Source organism: Methylacidimicrobium sp. AP8 (assembly GCF_903064525.1).
In the GTDB taxonomy this organism is placed as follows: Bacteria; Verrucomicrobiota; Verrucomicrobiia; order Methylacidiphilales; family Methylacidiphilaceae; genus Methylacidimicrobium.
Genome location: NZ_LR797830.1, coordinates 966,464 through 982,709 on the forward strand (window position 1 = coordinate 966,464; position 16,246 = coordinate 982,709).

General features: G+C 64.0%; 13 protein-coding genes and 2 pseudogenes. 8 read left to right on the forward strand and 7 right to left on the reverse strand.

The annotated features are described in order from the left end of the window. The first annotated feature begins 50 nt into the window (after positions 1–50). From MTHMO_RS04370 to aat, 4 genes are all read left to right on the forward strand, one after another. Positions 51–1,157: a S1C family serine protease gene (locus tag MTHMO_RS04370; RefSeq protein WP_202213695.1), complete on the forward strand. Its 1,107-nt coding sequence runs from the start codon at positions 51–53 to the stop codon at positions 1,155–1,157. A gap of 104 nt (positions 1,158–1,261) precedes the next feature. Continuing rightward, complete coding sequence (gene secA / locus MTHMO_RS04375) at positions 1,262–4,291, forward strand: preprotein translocase subunit SecA (RefSeq protein ID WP_202213696.1); 3,030 nt, start codon at positions 1,262–1,264, stop codon at positions 4,289–4,291. Between the two features lie 41 nt (positions 4,292–4,332). Continuing rightward, complete coding sequence (locus tag MTHMO_RS04380) at positions 4,333–5,565, forward strand: CinA family nicotinamide mononucleotide deamidase-related protein (RefSeq protein ID WP_202213697.1); 1,233 nt, start codon at positions 4,333–4,335, stop codon at positions 5,563–5,565. Positions 5,566–5,617: 52 nt separating this feature from the next. Then, positions 5,618–6,283, forward strand: a complete 666-nt coding sequence (aat, locus tag MTHMO_RS04385) for a leucyl/phenylalanyl-tRNA--protein transferase (RefSeq protein ID WP_202213698.1) — start codon at positions 5,618–5,620, stop codon at positions 6,281–6,283. Here aat and MTHMO_RS04390 read toward each other — a convergent pair. Continuing rightward, complete coding sequence (locus tag MTHMO_RS04390; RefSeq protein WP_202213699.1) at positions 6,280–6,660, reverse strand: helix-turn-helix transcriptional regulator; 381 nt, start codon at positions 6,658–6,660, stop codon at positions 6,280–6,282. The two genes, aat and MTHMO_RS04390, sit on opposite strands and share 4 nt — an antisense overlap. Positions 6,661–7,013: 353 nt before the next feature. Continuing rightward, positions 7,014–8,378 (reverse strand): annotated as a pseudogene (locus MTHMO_RS04395) (IS1182 family transposase); the annotation flags it as partial. A gap of 72 nt (positions 8,379–8,450) precedes the next feature. Here MTHMO_RS04395 and MTHMO_RS11215 point away from each other — a divergent pair. Then, a pseudogene (locus tag MTHMO_RS11215) lies at positions 8,451–9,543 on the forward strand (arsenic resistance protein); the annotation flags it as partial. A 101-nt stretch (positions 9,544–9,644) separates the two neighbouring features. Next, positions 9,645–10,004: an arsenite efflux transporter metallochaperone ArsD gene (arsD, locus tag MTHMO_RS11220; RefSeq protein WP_370568225.1), complete on the forward strand. Its 360-nt coding sequence runs from the start codon at positions 9,645–9,647 to the stop codon at positions 10,002–10,004. On the opposite strand, the gene MTHMO_RS11225 is transcribed toward arsD, so the two are convergent. Continuing rightward, the gene (locus MTHMO_RS11225) at positions 9,985–10,137 is read right to left on the reverse strand and encodes a hypothetical protein (protein WP_370568226.1); all 153 of its coding nucleotides are present in this window, start codon (positions 10,135–10,137) and stop codon (positions 9,985–9,987) included. The two genes, arsD and MTHMO_RS11225, sit on opposite strands and share 20 nt — an antisense overlap. Positions 10,138–10,207: 70 nt before the next feature. Next, entirely contained in the window at positions 10,208–10,711 is a 504-nt protein-coding gene (locus MTHMO_RS04420; protein ID WP_202213700.1) for an arsenate reductase ArsC, read from the reverse strand. 83 nt (positions 10,712–10,794) lie between these two features. Between MTHMO_RS04420 and MTHMO_RS04425 the strand changes: the two genes are divergently transcribed. Beyond that, complete coding sequence (locus MTHMO_RS04425) at positions 10,795–11,616, forward strand: 1-acyl-sn-glycerol-3-phosphate acyltransferase (protein ID WP_202213701.1); 822 nt, start codon at positions 10,795–10,797, stop codon at positions 11,614–11,616. Here the strand turns inward: MTHMO_RS04425 and MTHMO_RS04430 are convergent. From MTHMO_RS04430 to MTHMO_RS04440, 3 genes are read right to left on the reverse strand one after another with little or no spacing between them, the layout of a single operon-like run. After that, positions 11,534–12,436: a M14 family metallocarboxypeptidase gene (locus tag MTHMO_RS04430; RefSeq protein ID WP_237394759.1), complete on the reverse strand. Its 903-nt coding sequence runs from the start codon at positions 12,434–12,436 to the stop codon at positions 11,534–11,536. The genes MTHMO_RS04425 and MTHMO_RS04430 overlap by 83 nt on opposite strands. A 35-nt stretch (positions 12,437–12,471) precedes the next feature. Further along, positions 12,472–13,281, reverse strand: a complete 810-nt coding sequence (mazG, locus tag MTHMO_RS04435) for a nucleoside triphosphate pyrophosphohydrolase (protein WP_202213702.1) — start codon at positions 13,279–13,281, stop codon at positions 12,472–12,474. Further along, entirely contained in the window at positions 13,278–14,417 is a 1,140-nt protein-coding gene (locus tag MTHMO_RS04440; protein WP_237394760.1) for a DUF362 domain-containing protein, read from the reverse strand. Before MTHMO_RS04440 ends, mazG begins: the two co-directional genes overlap by 4 nt. A gap of 23 nt (positions 14,418–14,440) precedes the next feature. Between MTHMO_RS04440 and dnaG the strand changes: the two genes are divergently transcribed. Then, positions 14,441–16,189 carry a DNA primase gene (gene dnaG, locus MTHMO_RS04445; RefSeq protein ID WP_202213703.1) on the forward strand — a complete coding sequence of 583 codons (1,749 nt, stop codon included), beginning with the start codon at positions 14,441–14,443 and terminating at the stop codon, positions 16,187–16,189. Positions 16,190–16,246 lie beyond the last annotated feature (57 nt).

The following is a 16,246-nucleotide window of genomic DNA, read 5'->3' on the forward strand; positions in this document are numbered from 1 at the left end:
AGGGAAGGGAAGTGCGTTTTGCCGCGGAAAACGGAGAGAAGACCAGACCGATGAGACGACGATGGAGAGCGAAGGGCTGCGCCGGACTCGCCCTTCTTTGGCTGCTCGGCCCGGCGCCCGGCCGGGCCGAGGCTCCGGCCGACGAGCCGGCCGTCCAGGTCGTCCAGCGAGTCCTCCCGGCCGTGGCGAACATCAACGCCGAGCGGGTCGTGCGCCGGCAGGTGCGGGATCCGTTCGAGCTCTTCTTCGGCCGCTACTATATCTTCTCGGAGCGGGTGCGGAGCCTCGGTTCGGGCGTCGTCGTCGCACCCGAGGGATTCGTCCTTACCTGCGCCCACGTCGTCGAGCGGGCGGTCAATCGTGCGGTCAAGGTAAGCCTCTCGCAAGGAAGCGGCTACCAGGCAGATGTTCTGTTCGAGGACCCGGCTCAGGATCTGGCGCTTCTCAAGGTCCATGCGCATAAGGCTCTCCCTGCTTACGACATCCAAAGGCTTTCTCCCAACCTTTTGGGCCAGACGGTGATCGTGCTCGGAAACCCGGTCGGCTATCAGAACAGCGTCTCCAAGGGGATCCTGAGCGCCAAGGACAGGGCGATCCAAACGGAGGAGGGGCAGATCGGTGGACTGCTCCAGACCGACGCCGCGATCAATCCGGGCAACAGCGGCGGGCCGCTCGTCGACCTGACGGGCGCCTTCGTCGGGTTGAGCTCGGCCAAGTTCAGCGGGGAGGCGATCGAGGGGATCGGCTTTGCCATTCCCGGGGAGCGGGTGCTCGCCTGGTACCGGAAGGCGAGGGAAGCGGCCCTGGGCGGCCGGAAGGCTCCGGTCGCCACCCTCGACCGTTTTCTGGCGAAGCGGTTCGGCATCGTCGCCCAGGAGCTGACCGAGGAGCTGGCCGCCTCCTTCCGGGTCGCGCCGGGAAGCGGCCTCTTGATCGGATCGGTGGAGAGAGGAAGCCCGGCCGCCGCCGCCGGGATCCAGGCGGGGATGATCCTTGTGGCCATCGGGAACATTCAGGTGTCGGATCTTGGGGATCTTCCGCCCGAGCTGGCGAAGATCGGTCCGGGAGCCCGGGTCCCGCTGACGATCACGATCGTGGAGCAGCGGGGGCCGATCCTTTTTCAGCGGACGCAGACGGTGGAGGTCGTCGCCCGTTAGCGCGGAGTGCGCATGGCAGGCGGTCGGTGGCGAGGTGGCGGAAAGGAGGGGGGCGGGATGCTCGCCCCTTGTGCGCGCCTCCGCATTTGCATAGAGTCTTTCTAATGTTGAAGAAGACCCTGGAGATGCTCTTCGGTTCCAAGAACCGGAGGGAGCTGGCGCGGATCTGGCCGCTGGTGGCGGAAATCAACCGGATTGAAGAGCGGCTGCGGGCTCTTTCCGACGAAGAGATCCAACAGAAGACGGTCGAGTTCCGGAAGCGGCTTGCGGCGGGAGAAACCCTCGATGACCTGCTGCCCGAGGCCTTTGCGGTCGTCAAGAACGTCTGCCGCCGGTTTACCGAGGCCGGGAAGGTGGTCGAGGTGCGGGGCCACGCGATCCGCTGGGAGATGATCCCCTTCGACGTCCAGCTGGTCGGAGGCATTGTCCTCCACCAGGGAAAGATCGCGGAGATGGCGACCGGCGAGGGGAAGACCCTAGTCGCGACCCTGCCGGTCTACCTGAATGCGTTGACGGGAAAAGGGGTGCACGTCGTGACGGTCAACGATTATCTGGCTGCGCGCGACAGCGAGTGGATGGGCGAGATCTACCGGTTCCTCGGGCTTACGGTGGGCTGCCTGCAGCAGGGACAATCCTTTGAGGAGCGCAGACGCCAGTACGCATGCGACATCGTCTACGGGACCAACAGCGAGTTCGGCTTCGACTACCTGCGCGACAACAGCATCGTAACGAGCCGGGAGGAGAAGGTCCAGCGGGGCCATGCCTACGCGATCATCGACGAGGTCGACAGCATCCTGATCGACGAGGCACGGACCCCTCTGATCATCTCGGGCCCGGCTACGGTCGCCTCGACCGGGGAGTACGAGCGCTACCGGGGCGCGGTCGCCCGTCTGGTGCAGCAGCAGATGATCGAGTGCGCGCGGCTTGCCGAGGAAGCGCAGAAAGCCTTGTCCGAAGGGCGCCCTCGGGAGGAGACGGGTCGGATCCTCTTCAAGATCAAGCTCGGGATGCCGCGCAACAAGCAGCTGCTCAAGATCCTGGAGGACGGGGAAGCCCGCCGGATGATGGAAGATGCGGAACTGGCCCTCTATCAGGACTCGCGGCGGATCGAACTCTACCAGATCAAGGAAGAGCTCCTTTTTGCGATTGACGAAAGAAACCACGAGGCCGACTTGAGCGAGCGCGGGCGCAAGTTCCTGAGCCCGGACGACCCCGATTACTTCGCTCCGCCGGACCTGGCCACGCTCTTCGACGCGATCGGGAAGGATACGGCGCTGAGCGACGAGGAGAAGGAGAAGAAGCGTCAAGAGGCCCAGAAGCGGTACGAGGAGGCCAGCGAGCGCATCCACACGATCGCGCAGCTTCTGCGCGCATTCTGCCTCTATGAAAAGGATGTCCACTACGTCGTGCAGGACAACAAGGTGATCATCGTCGACGAGTACACCGGTAGGCTCATGCCGGGCCGCCGGTGGAGCGACGGCCTCCACCAGGCGATCGAGGCAAAAGAGGGGGTACATGTCGATCGGGAGACGCAGACCCTCGCGACGATCACCATCCAGAACTATTTCCGGCTGTATGCCAAGCTCGCCGGAATGACCGGCACGGCGGCCACCGAGGCCAACGAGCTCCATGACATCTATAAGCTCGACGTCGTGACGATCCCGACCAATCGTCCGTGCATCCGGAAGGACCTCGACGACAGCATCTTCAAGACAAGACGGGCCAAATACCGGGCGATCGTCGACAAGATCCGGGAGCTCCATGCGAAAGGCGAGCCGGTCCTGGTGGGCACGATCTCCGTCGAATCTTCCGAGCTCCTGAGCCGGATGCTCAAGAGGGAAGGGATTCCCCACAACGTGCTCAACGCGAAGTACCACCAGCAAGAGGCCGAGATCATCGCGCGGGCGGGCCAGCGGGGAATGGTGACGATCGCCACGAACATGGCGGGGCGCGGCACGGACATCAAGCTGGGAGAAGGGGTCAGCGAGCTGGGCGGGCTCTTCGTCCTCGGGACGGAGCGCCATGAGGCGCGGCGGATCGATCTCCAGCTCCGGGGGCGCTGCGCCCGCCAGGGAGATCCCGGCAGCTCGAAGTTCTTCATTTCCTTGGAGGACGATCTGATGCGCAACTTCGGCGATTCCCGCCGGATCGCCGGTCTGTTGACCCGCCTCGGGATGAAGGAGGACGAGGAGCTTGAGCATCCTTGGCTTACGAAGGCGGTCGCCACCGCGCAGAAGCGGGTCGAGCAGCGCAACTACAGCATCCGAAAGCATACCCTGCAGTATGATGACGTGATGAACCTCCAGCGGGAGGTGATCTACAGCTTCCGCGACCAGATACTGGAATCCGAGGAGCCGCGGAAGGAGCTTTTCGATGTTCTCGCCGAGGTCGTGCGGGAAGAAGCTCAGGCCCGATTGGGCGGAAGCGCCGCGGACTTGGAAGGGCTGCTCGGATGGACGAATGCCACCTTCCCGGTGGGGATGCGCAGGGAGGATTTGGGCGACGGCGATCCGGAAACCGCCGCGCAGAAGATCCTCGAGCGGGTCCAGCAGGCCTACGAGCTGAAGATCAAGTACGAAGATCCCGCTTCGCTCCAAGAGCTCGAGCGGATCACGGCCTTGTCCGCCATCGATCGGCTCTGGCAGGAGCATCTATACGCGATGGACGGACTGCGGAGCGGGATCGGGCTGCGCGCTTACGGCCAGAAGGATCCGCTGATCGAGTACAAGCAGGAGGCCTACGCCCTCTTTCAAGACCTGATGAGCAGGATCAAGCGGCAGATCGTACAGAACCTTTTCCGGTCGGCCTCGAGCGTGCTCGCCTTCGAACGCTTCCTCTCTTCTCTGCCGCAGCAGCGGACGCGGCCCGAACTTGTGGACGGGAGCGCGGCGGCCCCATCCCAACCGGCTGCTGCGGTGCCGGAGCCGGAAGCGGTGCCTCACGATCGTCCGATCCTCCCGATCAGCCGCAGCGGCCCCAAGATGGGGCGCAACGACCCGTGCCCGCTCGATCCGACCAAGAAGTTCAAGAATTGCTGCGGCGCCTTGGGCGAGAAGACTTGCATCAAGGTCTCCTTTCCGGCGGGGCAGCCCTTTCCGGCGGCACCGGCAAAGAACCAGAAGAAGAAATCCTGATCGTCCGGGGATCAAGAGAGGCCAGCGGACGCTGGGACCCGATGACCGTCGAACTAGTGAGCACCGGAACCGAGCTCCTGTTGGGCGAGGTGGCGGAGGCCCATCTGGCCTTTGTGGGCAGGGAGCTTCGGTCCTTGGGGCTGCGGCTGGAGCGGCAGACAGTCGTGCCCGACGGGATGGTTGTCCGGCGCGTCCTTGAGGATGCGCTCTTCCGTTCGGATGTCGTGCTCGTGACGGGCGGGCTGGGAGCCACCTCCGACGACAACACGCGGGAAGCCGCGGCCGAGGCGATCGGCCGGGAGCTCGAGTTCCAGCCGGCGGTCGAATCGCGAATCCGGGCCTTTTGCTCCGCCAAGGGGATCGCGGCGCTGCCGGAAGCCATTCGGCGACAGGCGATGGTTCCCAAGGGGGCGCAGGTCCTCTGGAACTCCGCAGGCCCCGCGCCCGGACTTTTCATCCAGAAAGGGAGGCTGGCGATGTTCCTGCTGCCGGGACCGCCCCGGGAGCTGGTGCCGATGTGGCGCTCGGCGGTCGTCCCTTGGCTGCGCGCCCGCGCGAACGGTCAGGCTTTTTTCTGGCGCTCCTGGTGGAGCGTGGGCTTGAGCGAGTGGGAGGTCCAGGAGCGGGTGGAGAGAGATCTCCGCGCCTTGGGGATACAGGAGATCGGCTATTGCGAGCGGGCAGGAGAGGTGGAGCTTCGTATTGGCCACTCCGAGGCGTCGGTCCTCGACCGCGCGGAGGTGCTGGTCAAAGAGCGGCTAGGATCGTCTCTCTTCGGCGGGGAGGGTATGACCTTGGAGGGAGCGGTCATCGAGCTGGCGACGCGTGCCGGCCGGACCATCGCCACTGCGGAATCCTGCACGGGGGGGCTGGTCGCTCACCGACTGACGGATGTGCCGGGAAGCTCCGCAGCGTTTACTTTCGGCTGGATCGCTTATGCGAACGCGGCGAAAGTGGAGCAGCTCGGAGTGGCTCCCGAGCTGCTGGAGGCCCACGGGGCCGTGAGCTCCGAGGTGGCGGAGGCGATGGCGGCTGGTGCGCTGCGGCGGAGCGGGGCCGACTTGGCGGTTTCGGTGACCGGGATCGCCGGGCCGACGGGGGGAACCCCCGAAAAGCCGGTCGGCCTAGTCTGGTTCGGGTTGGCGGCCAAGGGAAAGGTCGTTTCCTTCCGGAAAATCTTTCCTGGGGATCGGAGCATGGTGAAGCGGCTGGCTTCGCAAGCGGCGCTCGATGCGCTCCGGCGGGCTCTTCTCGCCGGTGGTGAGCTTGGATAGTGATGAAATTAAGAGTTGTTTTGGAGCGGGAACTTTTTTTTAAAATAACGCCGTGGCAGCGATCATTCTGAACCTCTTCCGCATTCATTTTCCGGATGTATCCCGCGCCGATCCCGACGGCTTGGTGGCGGTCGGAGGGGATCTGTCGGTGGGCCGGCTTCTCGCGGGCTACCGGTCGGGCATCTTTCCCTGGACCGATCGGCCGCTGACTTGGTGGTCGCCCGATCCGCGGGCCATCTTTGAGCTGGATCGCTTTCATGTCCCCCGGCGCTTGGCGCAGAAGCTGCGGCAAGGGAAATTCGCGTTCACGGTCAACCAGGCCTTTCCGGAAGTCATCCGCGGCTGCGCCCGCCCGGCGCCCGGACGGGAGCACACATGGATTAGCCCGCGGTTTATCAAGGCTTACTGCGAGCTGCACCGGCAGGGATACGCCCACAGCGTCGAGGTCTGGAAGGACGGCGAGCTTGTCGGAGGGCTTTACGGAGTGGCGATCGGGGGGTTCTTTGCCGGCGAATCGATGTTTCATCTGGTCTCGGATGCCTCGAAGGCGGCCCTTGTCTTCACGGTGAACCGCCTGATCGAGCGCGGCTTCCGGCTCTTCGACACCCAAGTGGCCACCCCGACGACGCGCCAGATGGGGGCGATCGACATCAGCCGCGACGAGTACCTGCAGCGGCTTTCCGAGGCTCTCTCCCAGCAGGCTTCTTTTGCTCCCTAGCGGTCCCCGCTGGACGGGGCTTCCCCGGCCGGTTCCTGCTCGCTGCCCGGCGGCCGGACCGCGGCCTCCCCGCAGATGTCCCGTGCGAGGCCCGGCCGGCCGCAGCAGTCGTGGAGGAGATAGCCGATCAGCCGATTGACCGTCGCGAAGTTGACCGAATAGAGGACGAGCTTCCCCTGCCTTTGCGAGCGCGCCAAGCGGGCGTGCTTCAGCTGCTGCAGATGGAAGGAGAGGGTGGCTAACGGGACCTTGAGCCGCGCCGCGATCTCCCCGGCCGGCATCCCCCCGGGTCCGGCCTGAACCATCAGCCGAAAGACGTCGAGCCGGGTCTCCTGTCCCAGCGCGGCGAGGACTTCGACGGCTTGACGCGTTCTCATGGTTTTAGTATTGTAAAAATATCAATATGGATGCTAATTGGCTTCCTATTGCTTTATAATCGCTTATGAATGCACAGTCAAGCAAGCGGGTTGCCTTCTTCGAGCGCTATCTCAGCCTGTGGGTTGCGGCGTGCATGGTGCTCGGCGTAGCTCTCGGCAGGGCATCTCCCGCGGCCGCCCACCGCCTAACAGCCTGTCGGCCTTAGTACGAGAGTTTGCCACGATGCGGCGACGGTCCGATGCGGCATGGGGAGCGATTGTCTCGGGAATCCTAAAAACCAAGACAATGCGACGACCGTTTTTCCGGCGGAGAGCGACCATAGGGATCCAATCGGAAGGGAACCGGGCTTGCGGGCTCCCCCAAGCTTCCAAAGTCGCTTGAAGTTGTACGCCAAGCAGACCAACGACCATTCGCCCTGGACTTTGGCTTGCCCGCGGAGCCGAAATGCTCGGAAGCCCATTACCGATTTGATGATGCCGAAGACCGGTTCGACCGTCTGCTTGCGTCGAGCATAGAGGCGGCGGCCTTCCGGACTGGCGAGCTTCTCAACCATCTTGCGTCTCCACGGGGCGGTATATTCCACGGGCTTCTCCCGTCGACGATCGGTGGGCCGGAACTCGTATCGCCGGCGGCATTCCCGAGCTTCAGCCCTCATCGGACAGTAGACTTCGATTCCCTCCGCCTGCAGAGCCTCGACCTGTTCGCCATTGGCATACCCCGTGTCTACCAGCACCGCACGGACCCGACCGGCTTCCGTAGGAATGGCCCGCAGGTCGGCTTCCCACTCGCCGGCATCGTTGGCGCACACACTCACCCGAGCCGAAAGAAAGCACCAAGGCACTCCCTTCCGCATCTACGGCCGCTTGCGCATTAATAGCTCCGTGCGAAGGCTTCGCTTCCCGCTCTTGCGCATCTGCCGGCTCAAGGGCTCGGTCAGGTTGCTTTGCTCCTCCGCCCCAGGCTTCTCCTCCGGAGGGTGGATATGCCGCCCTTTGGCACTCCCCTTGCGAGCTTCCCGTTCTTTTCCCTTCCGCTCGTAATCCGCACGCTCCCGCTCCGCTCGCTCCTTGGCCCGTTCCTCCAGCCGGCGTTGCGCTTCCTCTAGCTTTGCCTGGAGCCGCTCCCGCCGACCAATCTCCTCAGGTAGCTTGCCCGGATCCGCTTCCTCTCTCCGGTCCGCTTCCTCCGCCTTCTTCAAGAGATCTGCCACATCCGCCCGCAAAAGCTCCACCAGTTCTCCGGCCCGCTCGTAGGTCACATTCCGATGCTTGCTCGCGTTGGCCCGAATCTTGGTCCCGTCGACACTCACCACCCCGACCTTCAAAAGCTTCATCTCCCGGGCCAACTCCAAGACCTTCAAAAAGCAGTCCGCCACCGCAGCAAAGTTCTCCCGCCGAAACCGGCAGATCGTGTCGTGATCCGGATGGGTCTTCGCACAAAGATAACGCACCGCCACGTCCCGCCGCGTCGCTGCCTCAATCCTCCGACTCGAAAAGATTCCGTTGGCGTAGCAATAAATCAAAAGCGAGAGCATCATCGACGGCGGATACTGTGCGTCCCCAGTCCCGCATACGTTCACCCGAAAGCCCCGCAGATCCATCCTCTCCACCGCCTCGATGACAAAATGCACCAAGTCGTCCTCCTCCACCCAATCTCGCAGGTCCTCGGGCAAAAGCATCGGCGTCATCCGATCCACCGTCACAAATCGCTCAGCCATGCCCTCTTTTACCATATTCCAGAAGGAAAAGGAAAGTCCGACAGGCTGCTAAGCGGCATGGAATGGGGAGGGAGCCACATCAACATCCCGATCGCGGTTCTGATCTGGCTCATGATCTTCCCGATGATGCTCAAGATCGACTTCGGCGGCCTGCGCGGGGTCGCCCGGCGGCCGAAGGGGCTGGCGATCACCCTCTTTGTCAACTGGCTGGTCAAGCCCTTCAGCATGGCTCTGATCGGATCGCTCCTCGTCGTCGGGCTCTTTTCCTCGGCGTTCCACTGGATCGACCCGGCCACCGCCCACAATTATCTAGCCGGCTTGATCATCCTGGCGGCGGCTCCTTGCACGGCGATGGTCTTTGTCTGGAGCTATCTGGTCGAAGGGGATGCGGCGTACACGTTGGCGCAGGTGGCCGTCAACGACCTCATCATGACCTTCGCCTTCGCCCCCATCGTCATGCTGCTTGTCGGGGTGAGCGGGATCGTGGTCCCCAAGGAGGTGCTGCTCACCTCTGTCGTCGCCTTCATCGTGATTCCGCTGGCGGCGGGCTGGGTGACCCGCAGCCTCGTCATCCGACTCAAGGGCCTAGCGGCCATTTCTCACAAGCTTTCTCCTACGGCTTGCAAAACGGGCTCGTCTGCTTCGTTGGGCTTGGTTTTCCATCCTCGCAGTATGTCTTCATACAGCTCCGGTGGAAAACCTGCGCCCGCCTCGCACCCAAGCCCATTTGCGGCGCCTCGGCTACGAAATTTGTGAGAAATGGCCGCTAGCCTGGTTCGAAGGTGCGTTCCTTCCGCCCTTCCAGCCGGTGACGACTCTCGCCCTCCTGGCAACGCTGGTGATGATCTTCGCCTTCCAGGCGGAGAACATTCTGGCGAACGGGATTGCGGTCGGGTTGCTGGCCATTCCGATCCTGATCCAGGTTTATGCCAACGCGGGCCTCACCTACCTGCTCATGCGCTGGTTCCGGGTGCCGCACCCCGTCGCTTCTCCCGGAGCATTGATCGGGGCGAGCAACTTCTTCGAGCTTGCGGTGGCGGTCGCGATCACGCTCTTCGGCCCGACCTCCCCCGCGGCGCTGGCGACGGTGGTCGGGGTTCTGGTCGAGGTGCCGGTCATGCTTTCGGTCTGCCGCTTCTGTGTCGGCACCAAGGCCTGGTACGAAGCGATCGGATTGGATTTCTTCGACACGGAATCGATTCCGCAGGAAATCGAGTGTGTCGGAAAGGCAGCGGAAGAGAAAATCGGACAAGGAAAGGAGAAGCGATGACGACGATCGAGATTTTTGAACCGCCTCTCTGTTGCCCTACGGGCGTTTGCGGGGCCGAAGTCGACCAGGCTCTCGTCGATTTCGCCGCCGACGTGGAGTGGGCGAAGCACAAGGGCATGACGATCCGCCGGTGGAACCTCCTCCGACAACCACTCGCCTTTGCGGAGAACCCCAAGGTGAAGGCCTTCCTGGAGCGGTCCGGCCAAGAAGCTCTTCCCTTCTTCCTTGGAGGAAGGTTGCCTAGACGATCGGCAACCGCTTGCTCAGAGCGAACTCGGCCAACCTGGCCAATTGCCGGTCCAGATCCGCTTTTGGATCGGCGCTGGACACGCGCGCCTAGAGGGCGACGCCGTTAGGCTGCGCCGGCTCCGCATGCACGATCACGGTTCCGGCCGGCAACTGCTCGGCCGGGACGGGCAAACGCCCATCCTTCCGCATCCGCCAAGCCGTCTTGTAGCTAATGCCCTGCTGCTTGGCCCAGACACTCAACGTAAATTTCGCTCTAGGCAAGCCGCCACGGGGGTAGGCTGATTCGTCAGCGGGGCCGGCGGGTCGGCCGCTACCCCGACGAGAGCTTGCGCAGCTCGGCCTCGAGCTGCGGCCGAGCGAGGCTCTCCAGCGGAAGAGCAAGCAAGCGCCGGAACCGCTCTTCGAGCGCCTGCGCGATGCCGACGAACGCCCGCTCTTTTTCCTCGACCGTCCCTTCAACGGCGGCGGGATCCGGAAAGGGCCAGTGCGCGCGGGCGGCCGGATAGGGCCAGAGGGGACATTCGGCCGCCGCGCTGTCGCAAAGGGTGATTACCGCCGCGAAGGGATCGCTCGGAAGCTCGTCGAGCCGCTTGCTGCGGGCAGAGGAAGCATCGATGCCGTACACCTTCCGGAGCACGGAAAGGGCGTGAGGGTTGACCCGGCCTGCCGGGTGGGAGCCGGCGCTTTCGACCCGGCATCGGCCGCCGGCTAGGGAACGGAAGAGGAATTCGGCGAGGATGCTCCGCGCGGAGTTGCCGGTGCAGAGGAAAAGGAAGCCGGGCTTGGTCGGGGACGCGAGCGGTTCGGCTAGCATGGGTGCCGGGGATAGAGTTGCGGATGCAACGGATTTGCTTGTTCGGCGCTGCGATGGCAAGGCAAAGTTTTGGCTCCCATTCGATGAGAAGCCAACCGGATTGCTCACAGGAGACGGCGGCAGGAGATCGATACCCCGGCCTGCGCCCGGCGGCGAACGGCTTACCCGCCAAGGACCGGAAGGGAGAGCACGGCTACGGGCGGCTCGACCAGTCCGGGAGGGACCGCTTTTTTGCCATCGGGGGAGCGATCTGCCACTGCGTTCTCCGCAGGAGCGCTCGCATCGCGATCGAAGGATTGGAGCGGATCCCCCGCAGCGGCGGCTGTCTTTTGGTCGCCAACCACATCAGCCATTTCGATCCGATCCTGCTCGGGATGAAATCTCCGCGGCCGATCGACTATGTGGCGGACGGGAAGCTCTTCAACGACCTGCTCCTCGCGCAGATCCTGAGCGCGCTCAACGTGATCCCGGTCGACCGGAACCGCCAGGATGCCCGGGCGGCCAAGGCGGCCATCGACCGCCTCAAGCAGGGTAGGATGGTGGGCCTATTCCCCGAGCGCGGGATCCGCCATGGGAAGGCCTCGATCCTGCTGGGCGCCCGGCTCAATCCGAGCGCGGCCGTGCTAGCCCAGAAGGCCAACGTGCCCGTTCTGCCCGCGGTCGTCGTGGGTTCCGACCGGCTCTATCAATTCCGTTCGTGGCGTCGCCCGCCGCGGGTCTTCGTCGCCTTCGGGGAGCTGCTCGCTTCGGAACCGGGCGAGGACCGCTCCTCCTTTGCCGCGCGCATTCATGATCGGCTCCTTTCCCTCTTCACAAGCCTTGTCAAGCGCTATGGGATCGACCCGATCGACTTTCCCCATTCGGCGCAGGAGAGGTGGAGGGAAGAGGAGCGCGCGCGGACATAACATCCTGGGAGCGGCGGGAGGAGACGCGGCGCGGGCGGCCATCGCCGGAAGGCAGCCTCCCTGCGGCGAGCAGGGCGAGCGCCGCGTCGATCGCCTCCATGTGGGCTTTGACGCGCAAGCCGACGTCGAATTCCGAGGGGGTCTCGATCGTGAAGACCCTCCGGCATCCCTGGAAGTGGAGATAGGCGGCTTCGGGCAAGCCGATCTTCTCCAGCCATTTTTTCCGCAAGGGCCGTGTGAGAATCCCGTTGCGGTGCTTGCGCCCTTCGATCCTGTCGCGGGGATCGACGGGACACCAGGAGCTCACCCGGGAGAGGATCTCTTCTCCGAACCCGGCTTCGCCGCTCCGGCCCGTCTCGTAGAGGTAGATGCCGCAGGCATCGTAATCCTCGTGGAGGAGGAGGGCGAGGTCGAAGGGACCGCGGCGGTCGTAAAGGGCGTGGAGCTCCCGGATCAGCGGCAGGTCGCTCCGGTGAAAGGATCGATTGAGGTCAAGACCCTGCTCGTTAAGCCGCGAGTTGTGGCGCAGCCCCCACGGGTTGAGCAGCGGGACGACCGTAAAGCTAAATTCGGAAACCCAACGCGGCTTTTGCTCGAAGTAGGAGAGCAGGGCTTCGACTCCGGCGGGCTCGTCTCCATGGATCCCTGCCGAGAGGAAGACATGGGGCCGTCCCTTGCGGCCGCCGAGTTCCCGGGAGCAGAGCACCTCCACCGGGTCGTTGCCGATCCGGAGGAGAATGGTCCGCCTCCATCCCAGCAGCCGGCCCAGCGCAATCGCCCGCCTGTGGATGCAGGCGGGGTCGTGAACGGCATGAATCATGGGTTGAGGAAAGGGGACGGAACGAGCGCCGGAAGTCAAGAGGGATCGGGAAGGGTGCCGCGTCCTCCGGCGGCCTCTTTGCTCTGCTGCCAGAGAAGCTCCAATTCGGCCGACGTGGGCGCGTTCCCCGGAGGGAGGTTACGCAGTTTCTCCTCGATGAACTCCACCCGGGACCGAAAGCGCCCGGCGGCCGCGCTCAGCGCGCATTCGGCGCTAACGCGCAGATGGCGGGCTAGGTTGACGACCGTGAAGAGGAGATCGCCGATCTCCTCCTCGATCCGCTTCGGATCCCCTCCGGCGACCGCATCCTCCAGTTCGGCCAGCTCCTCGGCGATCTTCGCCCTAGGTCCGTCCGCATCGTTCCAGTCGAGGCCGAGTTTGGCCGCCTTGCTCTGGTACTTCTGGGCGCGAAGGAGGGCGGGCAATGCAAGCGGGATTCCGTCGAAGACGCTCTTCCGCTCGGGCTTTTCTTCCCGCTTGGTTCGTTCCCAGTGGACGATGACCTCCTCGGCGGTCTCGGCGCTCGCGTCTCCGAAGACATGGGGATGGCGCCGAATGAGCTTTTCCGAGAGGCTTTGGGCGACGTCATGGAAGGAGAAGGAACCCCGCTCGTTCGCCATCTGGGAATGGAAGAGCACATGGAGGAGAAGGTCGCCGAGCTCCTCCCGGAGCGCTTCCGGCTCGTTCCGGTCGATCGCTTCGAGCACCTCAAAACACTCTTCCAGGAGCTGCCCCTTGATGCTTTGGTGGGTCTGCGCCCGGTCCCAAGGGCAGCCGCCGGGGGCCCGCAGCCGGGCAATGATGGATTCGAGCCGGTGGATGACGGAGTCGGAGGAGGTGCTCATCGGAGGGGAACCAGCAGGATGTTCTTGGGATCGGAGGTACCCAGCCCGTACTCGACGGCGGTCTGGATGTAATGGATCATGGGCTGCAGCGAGGGGATGTGCGCCCCGATGCGCCATGCGTCAACGCGGCCGACGAGCAGCGAGTCGATCGCCACAGGATCGTTGCTCAGGTAGATCGCCCCGAGGGGATAGGTATATTCCGGGGAGAAGTCGGGCCCGCCCGCGTATTGGGCGATGAGGGCGTCCATCACGTGGAGAACGACCTTGCTCCGGACGAAGGGCCGGTCCAAGATCTCCGCAATAGCGGGATCGCCCCAATTCCCCTCTCCTTGGAACCGCCGCGTGTTGTCGACCATCCCGAGGGCGAGGGAAGCGAGGCTGCCGTAGAAGCCCACCGCGCTGTTGTCGGTGCAGACCGGGACGTTGATGATTTTGGTGCAGATCTGCGTCACCAGCCGCGCGTAGTAGGACTTGTTGCTCACCTGGTTCTCCAGGCTTCCCGCCGACACGCCTTGGCCGTAGAGCTGCGCGACACTCTGCTTTTCGCCGCGCTTCTGGGATCGCTGCGCCTCTCCGCCGCCGGGCTTGATGCCGCGAAAGGCTAAATCCCCCCAAATGAGGCGGCCGAGGACTTCATTCACATAGAAGACGTGCTCATCGAAACCCGTTTCCGGAATCACGGAGCGGACGCTGTACGGCGCGCCTTGCGGGCGGGGCAGGTAGGCGGCTTCCCGGAGGTCATCTTCCAGCTTGTCCCAGACGACGACTTGGTAGAAGGGAACGCCCGCTTCCTCCAAGCTTTCGGCGATGGCGGCCACCAGAGGCTTCCGGCTCGACATGACCGGACCGCCCGAGGCGCAGATCTTGATTCCCACGACGTCCTGCGGTGAGACGCCGAGCTTGGCCCAGGCCGCCTTCATCGATGCCTGCTTGGTATATTCGAGGAGGGCGTCGCGGAACATGGTCCGAACCGCGGCATCGTCTACCGAGAAGTTATGGACCACCGAAGGCCGCTCGACGATGACCACGGCCGAACCGGCGGAGATCGCCCTCGGGGTGTCCGTAAGCAGCAGTAAGAAAGGTACAAGAAAAAGCAGGTGCCCCATAAGGAGCGCGAAGGCCTTGCGTTTTGCCACGGTAACCGATTTATTCCAGCGCGATGGGGACGCCGGCATTCCGAGATTTTGTCGAAACGGTCCGAGCCGCCAGCGACATCGTCGAGATCATCGGCAGTTATGTTCCTCTAAAGCGAGCGGGCTCCAAATACAAGGCTCTCTCCCCATTCAATCCCGAACGGACTCCTTCTTTCTTTGTCGATCCTCAGAAGCAGCTTTTCAAGTGTTTCAGCAGCGGTCACGGGGGTACGGTGTTCGATTTCGTGATGCGCTACGAGCGGCTCGATTTCCTGGGCGCCTTGCGCTTGTTGGCCGAGCGCGCCGGAATAGAAATGCCCGCCGGCTTCCGGAAAGAGACGGAGTCCCCTTCGTCGCGCGAGCGCCTTCTCTCTCTCCACAAAGCGGTAGCCGACTGGTGGCGCACGATCTTGTGGAAGGAGGCCGAGGGAGAAGCGGGTCGGCGCTATCTGGCATCCCGAGCCGTACCGCGGGAGATCGCGGAAGCTTTCGGGATCGGATACGCGCCGAATCGCTGGGACGGCGTCCTCCGATGGGGGGCGGCGCAGGGCTACCCGGTCGAGCTTTTGGCGGAGGCCGGTCTGGTCGTGCTCGGAGAGAAGGGGAGGCCTTACGACCGGTTCCGCGACCGGCTCATCCTCCCGATCGCCGACGAAGGCGGCAGGATCGTGGGCTTCAGCGGCAGAATCGTGGGCGGCGACGGATCCGGCCCGAAGTATCTCAACTCTCCCGAGACTCCGATCTTTACCAAGGGGAAGGTCCTCTTCGGCATGGACCGAGCCAAGCGGGCGATTCTTCAGGAAGGGAGAGCTGTTCTCTGCGAAGGACCAATGGATCTGATCCGCTGCCATGCCGTCGGGTTTTCGCATGTGGTCGCCGTCCAGGGCACGGCCCTCACCGAACACCATGCTCGGCTTCTCCGGAGATTTACTGAAGAAGTGATCGTCTGCTTCGATGCCGATCGAGCGGGGGAGAACGCCGCCGTGCGGGGGATCGAGATCCTGACCGAAGCCGGACTCGAGGTGCGCGTGGCATCGCTCCCGGCGGGCGAGGACCCGGACAGCTTCCTCTGCGGGGGCGAGGCGGCGGTCTCCCGCTTCCGGGAGATTTTGCAGCGGGCCCCTACCTACCTCTCCCATCTGCTGGAACAGGCCGCATCCCGGAATGACCTGAGCCTGCCGCGCGGCCGCAGCCGCGCAGTGCAATCGATTGCCCCCTGGCTCGCCAAAGTGTCCGACCCGATCCGCCGGGAAGCTCTCGCTCTGGAGGCGGCGGTGCGCCTAGGCGTTTCTCGCGGCGCCCTGGAACAGGCGATGCGGAAGGCCGACATGCCGAGCCAAGGCGGCCGATCCCCCTCCGTACCTCTTCGGGCCAAACGGGATGCGGTCCTGACCGAGTTGATCTGGTTGCTCTGCGAAGCACCGGGGATTCAGGGGAGGGTCCGCATGGAACTGGATCTGCGGTGGCTTGAGGAAAACGAGGAGGGAGGGCTCGTGCAGAAGATCCTTTCGGCCGGGTCGGATCCGGAGGCGCTTTTCCCCGCTCTATCGGAAGAAGAACGGTCCTTGGTCACGGGCTTGCTTGTGAGTCCGCCGCCCGTCGATCCTTCCATCGAGCCGGAGGAGCGGTGGAGCCAGCTCCGCGAGCGGCTTGCGTATCTTTGGAAGCAAAGGCGCATCCGCCTCCTCGAGGAGCGGGTTCGCGCCGGAGGTTCCTCCGCAGAGATACAGTGTGCCTTGCGGGAACTCGTTGACTTGCGCAGGAGCCTCGAGTAACCTTAACCACTTTGTCTTTTTGTGGCCGTCTCCTAGACGTCGGAACCTTGAACCTGA